The organism is Saccharomonospora saliphila YIM 90502, assembly GCF_000383795.1.
Classification (GTDB): Bacteria; Actinomycetota; Actinomycetes; order Mycobacteriales; family Pseudonocardiaceae; genus Saccharomonospora; species Saccharomonospora saliphila.
This window is the reverse complement of record NZ_KB912656.1, coordinates 62377-73021: the sequence shown is the minus strand read 5'-3', so window position 1 is coordinate 73021 and position 10645 is coordinate 62377. Positions and strand designations below refer to the sequence as shown.

Sequence of the window (10645 nt, the reverse complement as noted above, 5' to 3'; positions counted from 1 at the left end):
CCCGGTCGCGGCGCGCTCTCCCGCACTCGGTGCGCGGCCACCCGCGCCGTTCCGGCGCGGCGCATGTGCTGCCAGCGCACCCGCACCCCCGACGCGGCGGCGAGCACCGACTGCACCAGTACGACGTACATGAGCTGGCGGTAGACCAGTTGCTGTGCGGGCAGCAGCCACAGCGCCGACCGGTCCTCACCGTCGAGGCCGAAGGCATAGTAGGCCCCGAGTCCCTGCACGACGAGCATGGACAACCACAGCAACACGGTGGTGCCCGGGTCGAGAAAGAGCACGCCGTACAGCAGAAAGACGTCGATCACCGGAGCGAGCATCGGCAGCAGCACCTGGAAGGCGACGACGTGCAACAAGCCGAACCGGCCGACCCGCCCGGAGGCTCCACGCTGGACGATCGCGCGGCGGTGCTTCCACACCGCCTGCATGGTGCCGAAGGTCCAGCGGAAACGCTGCTGCCAGAGCTGCCGGACCGTCGTGGGTGCCTCGGTCCAGGTGACCGCGGTGTCCTGGTACACCGCGCGCCAGCCCGCGCGGCCGACCGCGATCGTGAGGTCGGTGTCCTCGGCCAGCGTCTGCGCGCTCAGGCCGCCCACCGCCGTCAGTGCCTCGCGGCGGAACGCGCCACCCGCGCCGGGGATCGTCGGCATCGACCGGGTGACGTCGTGGACCCGGCGGTCGACGTTGAATCCGACCACGTACTCGATGTGCTGGAGCCGCGCCAGCAGCGTCTCCCGGTTGGCGATCTTGACGTTGCCGGAGACCGCGCCGATGGTCGGGTCCGCGAACGGCTGCACCAGTTCGTGCACCGTGTCCGCCTCGAACACCGTGTCGCCGTCCACCATCACGATCAGGTCATGACTGGCGTGGGCGATGCCGGTGTTCAACGCGGCCGCCTTCCCGCTGTTCGGCTGCCGTAGCACCCGCACCCCCGGCAGGCCGAGCTCCTCCACGATGTCGGCGGTGCCGTCGGTCGAACCGTCGTCGACGACGAGGATCTCGACGGGATGGTCACTCGCGGCAGCCGAACGCACGGTCGACTCGATGCCGGCCGCTTCGTTGTACGCCGGGACGACGATCGACACGGGCTGGGTGACCGGCGGCCCCCATCGCGCTCCCGCCGCACGGCGGGCCCGCGCGTGCCGGCGCGCGATCACCACGAGCAACAGCAGCCGCAGCGCCGTGAGAGCCCCGACCACGATCAACGCCCACTTGAGTACCGTCAGCACCGCCATCGAGGCGGTCACCAGCGCCGTCAGCGCCGAGCCCGAAATCCGGTCGTCGCTGGTGGCGCGCTGCTCGGCCGCGATGCCCACCGCGTCTCCCACGGTGGTGAACCGGTAGCCCTGTGCGCGCAGGTCCGGGATCAGCCGGTCCAGCGCGCGCACGGTCTGAGACCGGTCACCGCCCGCGTCGTGCAACAGGACGGTGGCACCCTGGCCGTCCGGCGGAGTGGCGTTGCGCACGATCTCGTCGACGCCCGGCCGTTTCCAGTCCGCACTGTCCACATCGGTGAAGACGCTGAGATAGCCGTGGTCCCCCGCCGCCCGCACGACCCGGTAGGCCGGATCGTCGAGCGCCTCGACGGTCGAGGAGTAGGGCGGGCGGAACAAGCGGGTGGTCACACCGGTGGCACCCGCGAGCACGAGCTGGGTCTGATGCAGCTCGCGCTCCACTCGCCAGTCGGTGACCTGCGCGAGGTCAGGGTGGGTGAAGGTGTGGACCCCGAGCTCGGAACCCGACTCGTGGATGTCCCGGACCAGCTCGGGGTGGCGCGCGGCCATCGACCCGACCACGAAGAACGTGGCGGGAACGTCGTGCTTTTCCAGCACCTCAAGCACTCGTGGTGTCCACACGGGATCGGGGCCGTCGTCGAACGTGAGCGCGACGGTGCGCTCCGGTAGGGCGGTGGAGGTGACCTCGTCCCCCGTGGCATCGACGATCGAGCCGCCCGCATGGATGTCGGCGGGGACCGTACCGTCGTCGGCGAAACCGCGCTGTGGGTCGGCGTCGTTGCCGATCTCGGAATTGGCCCAGCCCGCGACCAGCAGCACCGCGACGAACAGCGTGCCGACGACTCCGACGACGATCCACGAACCCCTCACCCGCACGTCGGCATCACCCGTCGAGGGTCAGGTGGTCGGCCGTGCTCCCGTGACCGAGCGCCTCCCGCGCGGTCAGCCACACCACGGTCGTCGATTCGAACGAGTCCGGGCTCTCCGGTGCGAAGGCGACCAGCGACCACGGCACCGCCTGCCACGGCGCCTCCCCGGCAGGTTCGGCGGTCTCCGCCCCGGCGGCCTTCCCCGAGTCACCGGCGTTCTCGCCAGTCGTGGTGTTCTCCGCGTCCGCGGGCTGCTCCGCGTGTTCGGGGTACTCCGCGTGTTCGGACACACCGTTACGGTCGCCGGAATCCTTGTCGTCCTCGGCACCGTCGTCCGCACCAGTGGCGTCGTCACCGGTCGTATCGTCACCGGTGCCCGGGTCCGGGTGGGTGACGTGCTCTCCGGCGGCGTCCTCGCCCGTGTGCTCGCTGGACTCACCCTCGCCGGGCCCAGCCTCGCCGGACTCACCCTCGCCGGACTCACCCTCGTCTCGTTCACCGTCCCCGGCCTCGTGGTCGCCTTCGTGCGGGTCGTCCTGCTCATGCTCCGCACCGGCGACCTCCGAGTCGCCCTCGTCCTCGGTCGTACCGACGACGGCCACCGGGGACGGAGTCGCCTCCACGGGCCGGGAAGCCGTGTCCGCGTCCGCCGCCGTGACAGCGGTCCCCTCGCCGGGGGCCCCACCGGATGCCCTCCGGGAGTCGGTCGCGTCCTCCTCGGCCACACCGGCGTGCCAACCGCTGTCGGCGGTGCCCATGCCGCCGTTCTGCCGGATTCCGCCACCACCCAGTACTCCGGGCGAGACGAGATGTCCCGGAGACAGCGCGACGCTGACCGGCGCCTGTGACGGCTGGTCGGACAACACCAGCCCGCACATCGCCATGACGGCCACGCCACTGCTCGCGGTGAACGCGGCGCCCAGCCGCAGCCACACGCGCCGCGAGCCGTTGGCATCGAGGAAAATGGGGCGTTCGGACGCGGCGGCACCATTGGGGTGGAAAGGCTCGGCGGCGCGCTCGGTGCCGCCGGTGACTCCCGTGCGTGCGGCCACGCTGGTGTCCGTCGTGGCGCCGGTATCGGTGGTCGCGGTATCCGTGGTCGCGGTATCCGTGGTCGCGCTCGTGTCCGTGGCAGCGCTCGTATCCGTGGCCGTGGTGGTATCCGTGGTCGTGGTGGCGGTGGTGTCCTCGGCGGTCACGTTCCGGTTCCTCCTGCTCGATGCGGTCCGGCCGCCGATCCTGCGATCAGCGACCGGGTGAAGGCGTAGTCGTCCTGGGCGATGCCGCTGCAATGGGCTACGGTGGCGACGCGACCGGCGCAGCCACCGTTGTCCCTGTTCAGCGACCAGAATCCGAGAAAGCCGATGCGGTGCCGTGCGGCGAAGGAGCGCAGGGCCACGGCATCGGCGAGCGTGGTGACCGCACCCGTATCGTCGCGGCCCACCATGTAGGTCACCCCGGTACGGGCGAACGCGCGCTCCCGGTCCTCGAGGCCGAACAGGCGCTGTACCTGCGCCGCGACCGTCTCCGCGCCCTCGACCAGCGCGGCACGCCGATCTCCCTCGAAGGAGAAGTTCATCAGCATCGCGTTGACGGTCACCTCGACCTCGCGCCGGGCCAGCTCGCGCAGGAGAGCGGTCGCGGTGGGCGCCAGGCCACGGCGGGGGCCGAGTACCTCGGCGGTGACGGTGACCTCGGCGCCGGTGGAGCTCCGGGTGCGCGAAAGCGCCTCGGCCACGAGCGCCGCCGGGATCTTCCGCTCGACGTCGATGTCGATCCGGTCCGCTCCGGTCACGGCCAGTGCCGCGCGGTAGGCCTCGGCCAGACGCCCGGCGGTGGCGCAGGCCCGTTCCAGGTAGGCACCGCGGGCACCGCCCGAGGCCACCGCGACCGACCCGCCGACCGCGCGCAGGTCACGCAGGACGGCCGACAGCTCCGGATCGGCCAGCGGCCGCCCCCTCGGCCAGACCGGATCGCACCCGCCGTCGCGTGCGAGCAGGAAGGAAAGCACATACGAGTCGGCCGAGGTGGCGCGCGTGACGGCGGCGAGGTCCGGCACGCGCGAACCGAGGTAGACGTACGGCGCGACCGGGATGTCGCGCGCCGGTGACGGCGCCGAGCACGCCGTCACCACGGTGACCACGGCCAGCGCCAGACCCACCGCCGCCCGTGGACGTGCCCGGGTGCCCCGTCGGGTCCTCCCCCACCGGATGGGGCGGGAGGGCGGCCCCGCGTGCGGTCCCGGGGTCACCGGAGCACCGGGCACGCCCGGGCACTGGCGTCTCGGGGCCACGGGTTCACCGTCCTCTTGGTCCGTACCGGTTACCTGCGGGGCGTGCCGGCGCGCGTCCCGGGTGACCGCTTCCTCGTCACACCGTCCCGGGCCCGGCACCGACAGTGACCGGCCGGGAGCGTCCGGACCTCCAGTACGGTTCGAGAACCGAGACAAGATGGAAGGGACCGTGCGCGTCCGTCGCCTTCGGAGAGCGACGGCACACGAACCGCTGGTGACCGGATCGCGCCGACGGAACCGAAGTTACGGCTCACGCGGACACCGGGCAAGTCCCTGACCGAGGGATCGGCCCGTTCGTCAAGTCTATTATGGACTGTCTGAAGAGGCCGGACCCGGCGCGCATGACGAGGCGCACGCGTCCCGCGCGTGCGCCTCGTCGCTCAGGTTGTGTGACCGGCGCGCCGTCACCGGCACCGGACTCCACCGCCGACTCCCGCTGGCCCTGATGCCGACGGAGTTCCCGCACACCGCGCCCGCACACGCGCGCGAGCCCGGAATTGCGCCGTTCGAGTGGTTCCGCGTCAGCCGTTCCGGCGAGGAGTGCCGACCGGAGTGGGCCTTACGGCTTGAGCACCACCTTCGTGTAGCCCTCCTCGCGCCGGTCGAACCGCTGATAGGCGTCCGGGGCCTCGTCCAGTGGCTTACGCTGGGAGACCACGAAGCTCGGCTCAGCCCGCCCCGCGACGATCAGATCGCGCAGGTGCCGGTTGTACGCCTTGACGTTGGCCTGGCCCGTGCCCATCCGCAGCCCCTTCTCGAAGAAGCGGCCGATGCCGATCAACAACCGCCCATTCTGGGCGTCCTCCGTCGGCCCGCCCGGGTCGGCGGGCAGGTAGAGGCCGACGACGCCGAGGGAGCCGGTCGGCCGCACCGTCTCGATGAGCTGATTCAGCACGATCGCGGGCTGCTCCTCGCCCTCAGGGACGGTGGCCTGATACCCGACCGCGTCGATGCCCCGGTCGACGCCGCCGTCGGTCTGATCGACGATGTAGCCGGGCGCGTCCTGCTTGGTGAAGTCGACGGGGATCGCGCCGATCTCCTCGGCCACCCGCAACCGGTTGGCGACCCTGTCCACCACGAACACCTTCGCGGCACCACGCAACATGGCCGAGTACGCGGCCATCAGTCCCACCGGGCCCGCGCCGTAGACGGCGACGGTGTCCCCCGGGGACACGCCCGCGAGCTCGGTCGAGTGATACCCCGTGGGGAAGATGTCGGCCAGCATCGCGAAGTCGTCCTCGTGCTCGTCGCCCTGCGGCAGCTTCAGGCAGTTGAAATCGGCGTAGGGCACCCGCAGGTACTCGGCCTGCCCGCCCGTGTACGGCCCCATGCCGACGTAGCCGTAGGCGCCGCCCGCGAAGCCCGGGTTCACCGTCAGGCAGAACCCCGTCTTGCCCGCGAGGCAGTTGCGGCAGAACCCGCAGGCGACGTTGAACGGCATCACCACCCGGTCGCCCGCGGCCAGGCTCGTCACTCCCGAGCCGACCTCCTCGACAACGCCCATGTTCTCGTGCCCGAAGACGATGCCCGGCTCGGCGATGGTCCGCCCCTCGTACATGTGCAGATCGGAGCCGCAGATGGCGCTGGTCGTGATGCGCACGAGCACATCCGTCGGTGCCTCGACACGCGGGTCGCCAACCTCCTCAACGCGTACCTCGTTCGGCCCCTGGTACACCACTGCCTTCATCACGCGCTCCCTGCCTAGTCCGGAAGTTCCTCGCCCTTCGACTACCCGGGCCCCGCCCGCTCATTCCGCCACCGCGCGGCTTTCGACTCCGGTAGCACGGCTCCGCCCCTTAGTGCGGGAACCGGGTTCGGCGCCGTGCCCGGCGGGAACTGTCGGTGGGGCGTGCTATCACCACCGTGACGGGCCGCGCGTGAGTGACCCCCGCGTGGATCGGCGAGCGGGACTTGTTTTTCTCAATCACAAGGTTGTTTTCAACAAGTGACGTGGATTACGGTGACGGGGTCGCGAAGCGAAGGAGTCAGGGACCATGAGCGGAGTTCGCGTTCTCGTCGGCACGCGCAAGGGAGCGTTCGTGCTGACCTCGGACGGTCGGCGGCAGGACTGGGAGGTCAGCGGGCCGTACTTCACCGGATGGGAGGTCTATCACCTCGCCGCCTCACCCGCCGAGCCCGACCGGATCTGGGCCTCGCAGTCCGGCGGCTGGTTCGGCCAGGTCGTGCAGCGCTCGGACGACGGCGGACGCACCTGGCAACCGGTGGGCAACGACTTCTCCTACGACGGCGATGTCGGCACGCACCAGTGGTACGACGGCACCCAGCGCCCCTGGGAATTCACAAGGGTGTGGCACTTCGAGCCCTCACTGACCGACCCCGACACGGTGTACGCGGGGGCCCAGGACGCCGCCTTGTTCCGCTCGTCCGACGGCGGGTGGACGTGGCGGGAACTGCGGGGCCTGCGCACGCACGAGTCGGGCCCCTCCTGGCAGCCCGGTGCGGGCGGCATGTGCCTGCACACCATCATCGAGGACCCGCGAGACCCCGCACGGCTGCACGTGGCGATCTCGGCGGCGGGCGTCTTCCGCAGCGATGACGGGGGCGGCACCTGGACACCGACCAACAGCGGGTTGCGCTCCGAGGGCATTCCCGACACCGACGCCGAGGTCGGGCACTGTGTGCACAACCTGGCCCTGCACCCCTCCCGGCCCGACGTGCTGTACATGCAGAAGCACTGGGACGTGATGCGTTCCGACGACGGCGGCCGGAACTGGTACGACATCGGTGACGGCCTGCCCAGCGACTTCGGGTTCCCGATCGCGGTACACGCCCACGAACCCGACACCGTCTACGTCGTGCCGCTCACCAGCGACATGGCCCGCTTCCCACCGGACGGGCATCTGCGGGTGTATCGCAGCCGCACCGGCGGTCACGAGTGGGAGCCACTGACCACGGGGCTGCCCCAGCGCGACTGCTACGTCACCGTTCTCCGGGACGCGATGGCGGTGGACTCGCTCGACGACTGCGGGATCTACTTCGGCACCACGGGGGGAGCCGTGTACGCGTCCCCGGACGCGGGCGAGACCTGGTCGCCGGTCGTGCGCGACCTACCCGCCGTGCTCTCGGTGGAGGTGCAGACGCTGCCATGATCCGCGTGACACTGCCCGCCCAGTTGCGCATCCTCGCGCACATCGACGGCGAGGTCCGGCTCGACCCGGCGCCGCCCGTCACACTGCGCGCGGTGCTCGACGAACTGGAGGACCGCTACCCGGCACTGCGCGGGACGCTGCGCGACCACACCAGCCGACGACGCCGCGCGTTCGTCCGCTTCTTCGCCTGCGAGCGGGATCTCTCCCACGACTCCCCCGACGCGCCGTTGCCCGACGCGGTCACCAACGGCACCGAGCCGCTGCTCGTGGTCGGCGCGATGGCCGGGGGCTGACGAGCGCCGGTTCAGGACAGCGTGACCGGAAGCCGGTCCACGCCGTAGACGATCGAGGACGGGCGGAAGGCCAGTTCTTCCGCGGGCACGGCCAGCCGCATGGACGGGAACCGGCGCACCAGCGCGGGGTAGGCGGCCCGCAGCTCCATGCGGGCCAGCTCCGCGCCGACACAGCGGTGCACGCCGTAGCCGAAGGCGACGTGCGAGGTCGGTGCCCGCTGACCGTCGAAGACATCGAGGCCGGTGCCCAGCGCCCGGTCCCGGTTCGCCCCGCTGAGGGAGACCACGACCATGTCCCCGGCGGCGATCGGCACCCCGCCAACTTCGACGTCCGAACGCGCGAACCGGGGGAAGGCCACCTGCACCACGCTCAGGTAGCGCAGGAGCTCCTCGACGTAGTCGCCGACGGCGTCGTCGTGGTCGTGGACGCGCTTGAAGGCGTCGGCGTCGCGCAGCAGCACCAGCGCGCCGAGCGAGAGCATGCTGGCGGTCGTCTCGAAGCCGCCGGTGAGCACACCGTCCGCCAGGCCCGCGAGCTCGGCGTCCGACACCTCGTCGCCCTTGTCCCGGATGATCATGCCGATCAGCCCGTCACCGGGGTCCTCGCGCTGTGCGCGCACGACCGTCGTCAGATACGCCAGCGACTCCGAGATGGCCCCGAACGACTGCCCCGCTCCCCCGAAGAGGTCGAACCGCGCCACCGCGTGCTTCTGGAACTCCTCGCGGTCGGCGTAGGGCACGCCCAGCAGCTCGCAGATGACCAGCGACGGGATCGGCAGCGCGAACTCCTCGACGAGGTCCACCGGTTCGGCACGCCGGGCCATCGCGTCGAGCCGGTCGGCCACGATGCTGTCGATGCCCGGTTTGAGGCGGGCGAGCCTGCGCATCGTGAACTCCGGGGTGAGCAGGCGCCGCAACCGGGTGTGCACCGGTGGATCGGCGAAGCCGAGGCCGCCGGGGTTGTCGTCGGCGTCGGCCCCCGCGGTCCCGACGAGATTGGTGAAGTCGTTACTGAACGACTTGGCGTCGCCAAGGACAGCCTTGGCTTCCGCGTGGCCCGACACCAGCCAGACGGTCGGCCCGAACGGGACGGGCAGCTTGCTCACCGGCTCGTCGTCCCTGCGCCGCCCCAGCTCGGGAACCGGATCCAGACCCTCGCGCCGCAACGGCATCAGGACCTCGTCCGGCAGCAGGGACATCGACGAGAGGTCGAGACCCTTCTTGCGTGCCCGCGCCAGGTAGCGGCGCGTGAACCACGAGACCACACGTGAACGGAGTTTCCCCACGGGCGCAGACGGTATCAACCACGCCGGTCCGCGCGGGGGCGGACGGCAAGGATCGGGTGCGTCCTCGCGCCGCGCCCGGAAATCCCGCCGCGCCCGGGAATCCGCCACGACGCGACGGATCGCCACCCGCCCCGCCGCGAACGGGCGTCACGCCGTGCCGGGCACGTGGACCTGAACGTCGGCGAGCAGCTTGGGCACCAGCTCGTCGATCTCCAACCTGCGCTCGACGCCCTCCAACTGCCGTGGTGTGGTCCGCGTGGCCACGCGCGGCGGGGTGAGCAGACTGCAACAGTCCTCGTCGGGCAGGGTGGAGACGTCGGCCGTGCCGATACGGCGCGCCTCGTCGATGATCTCGTTCTTGTCCCACGCCACGAGCGGTCGCAGCAGCGGGCGCGAGGCCGCGTCCTCCACGGTGGCCATGTTGGCCAGCGTCTGGCTCGACACCTGTCCGAGGCTGTCACCGGTCACCAGTGCCTGGGCGCCCAGCTCCCCGGCGAGGGTGTCGGCCGTGCGCACCATCAGCCTGCGCTGTGCGACGACCTGGAGGTGACCCGCACCGGAGGTCGCCAGCGCGCGCTGCGCGTTGCCGATCGGGATGACGTGCAACCGGGAGCCGCCCTGGAAGCGGTCGAGCTGGCGCACCAGCGCATAGGCCTTGTACGTCGACGACGGACCCGTCAGCGGGGCACCGGTGAAGTGCACGAAATCGCAGCGCAGCCCGCGCCGCATCGCGCGGTAGGCGGCCACCGGGGAGTCGAACCCGCCCGAGAGCATCACCAGAGCGCGCCCGCTGGCGCCCACCGGAAGTCCGCCCTGACCACGGTGGCGCTCGAGGGAGACGAAGATCTCGCGCTGGTCGACCTCGACCGTGATCTCCACCTCGGGGTCACCGAGATCGACCGGCCAGCCCCACTCCTCGACGACCCGGCCGCCGAGGTAGGCGGCGAGCTTCTCCGACGACAGCGGGAAGTCCTTGCTCCTGCGGTGCGCGCGGATCGCGAACCGGCGCGGCGCGGCCGTGGCGGGATCGCCGAAGCGCTCGGCCAGCGCGCGCAGCACCGCGCCGGCGGCGTCCTCGGCCGAGCGGCCCGTACGCACAGCGGGCTGCACGACGCTCACCCCCAGCACCCGCTGGGCACGCTCCAGGAGTTCCTCCCGTGCGATCTCGCCGGAGAGCACGACCACACCCGGCCGTTGCGAGACGCGGACGGGCGCCGACGCGCCATCGAGGGCGTGGCTCACCGCCTCCCGCAGGTACCGCTCGAATTTGCCGCGGTTGCGCCCCTTGAGCATCAACTCGCCGTACTTGAGCAGAACGCACGCCTGGGCCATTCCGGTCACCTCCCCACCGCTCGACGCATCGGCACGACGATACCGCTTCCCGGTGACGCGCCCGCACGAGCGGCCCACCCTGACGGAAAGTCAGGTCCCGGTGGACACGGTCGTGCCCGCGCTTCTCGGCACCGGCAGCGCCGCCTCTGTGTCGGCGGGCTCGGTGGCCGCGGACGCGGCGTCGGCGGGCTCGGTGTCGGCGGGCACGGTGTCGGCGGGCACGG

General features: G+C 71.4%; 8 protein-coding genes. 2 read left to right on the top strand and 6 right to left on the bottom strand.

The window, feature by feature from the left end; translation table 11 throughout:
* The 4 genes from SACSA_RS22230 to SACSA_RS0109300 form a co-directional block, all read right to left on the bottom strand.
* On the bottom strand, positions 1-2114 hold a 2114-nt coding region (locus SACSA_RS22230), incomplete at its 3' end, for a bifunctional polysaccharide deacetylase/glycosyltransferase family 2 protein (protein ID WP_019815320.1).
* Positions 2115-2121: 7 nt separating this feature from the next.
* Positions 2122-3306: a hypothetical protein gene (locus SACSA_RS0109310; RefSeq protein WP_019815319.1), complete on the bottom strand. Its 1185-nt coding sequence runs from the start codon at positions 3304-3306 to the stop codon at positions 2122-2124.
* On the bottom strand, positions 3303-4268 hold the full coding sequence (locus tag SACSA_RS22225; RefSeq protein WP_019815318.1) for a glycoside hydrolase family 18 protein: 966 nt from the start codon (positions 4266-4268) through the stop codon (positions 3303-3305). Before SACSA_RS22225 ends, SACSA_RS0109310 begins: the two co-directional genes overlap by 4 nt.
* Before the next feature lie 691 nt (positions 4269-4959).
* Positions 4960-6087, bottom strand: a complete 1128-nt coding sequence (locus tag SACSA_RS0109300; protein WP_019815317.1) for a glutathione-independent formaldehyde dehydrogenase — start codon at positions 6085-6087, stop codon at positions 4960-4962.
* 307 nt (positions 6088-6394) lie between these two features.
* On the opposite strand from SACSA_RS0109300, the gene SACSA_RS0109295 reads away from it, so the two are divergent.
* Together SACSA_RS0109295 and SACSA_RS0109290 are read left to right on the top strand one after the other, a co-directional pair.
* Positions 6395-7510 (top strand): WD40/YVTN/BNR-like repeat-containing protein, encoded by a 1116-nt coding sequence (locus SACSA_RS0109295; RefSeq protein WP_019815316.1) that lies wholly within the window; start codon positions 6395-6397, stop codon positions 7508-7510.
* Positions 7507-7803, top strand: coding sequence for a MoaD/ThiS family protein (locus tag SACSA_RS0109290; RefSeq protein ID WP_019815315.1), 297 nt, complete (start codon positions 7507-7509; stop codon positions 7801-7803). The genes SACSA_RS0109295 and SACSA_RS0109290 overlap by 4 nt, the downstream gene beginning before the upstream one ends.
* Positions 7804-7814: 11 nt before the next feature.
* On the opposite strand, the gene SACSA_RS0109285 is transcribed toward SACSA_RS0109290, so the two are convergent.
* Positions 7815-9089 (bottom strand): cytochrome P450, encoded by a 1275-nt coding sequence (locus SACSA_RS0109285; protein ID WP_028661713.1) that lies wholly within the window; start codon positions 9087-9089, stop codon positions 7815-7817.
* 147 nt (positions 9090-9236) lie between these two features.
* Positions 9237-10421, bottom strand: a complete 1185-nt coding sequence (thiI, locus tag SACSA_RS0109280; RefSeq protein WP_019815311.1) for a tRNA uracil 4-sulfurtransferase ThiI — start codon at positions 10419-10421, stop codon at positions 9237-9239.
* Between the last annotated feature and the right edge of the window lie 224 nt (positions 10422-10645).

Excerpts from the sequence above, each read along its gene's own strand:
- SACSA_RS0109300 (WP_019815317.1), bottom strand. The coding sequence starts at position 6,087 with ATGAAGGCAGTGGTGTACCAGGGGCCGAACGAGGTACGCGTTGAGGAG.
- SACSA_RS0109295 (WP_019815316.1), top strand. The coding sequence starts at position 6,395 with ATGAGCGGAGTTCGCGTTCTCGTCGGCACGCGCAAGGGAGCGTTCGTG.
- SACSA_RS0109290 (WP_019815315.1), top strand. The coding sequence starts at position 7,507 with ATGATCCGCGTGACACTGCCCGCCCAGTTGCGCATCCTCGCGCACATC.
- thiI (WP_019815311.1), bottom strand. The coding sequence starts at position 10,421 with ATGGCCCAGGCGTGCGTTCTGCTCAAGTACGGCGAGTTGATGCTCAAG.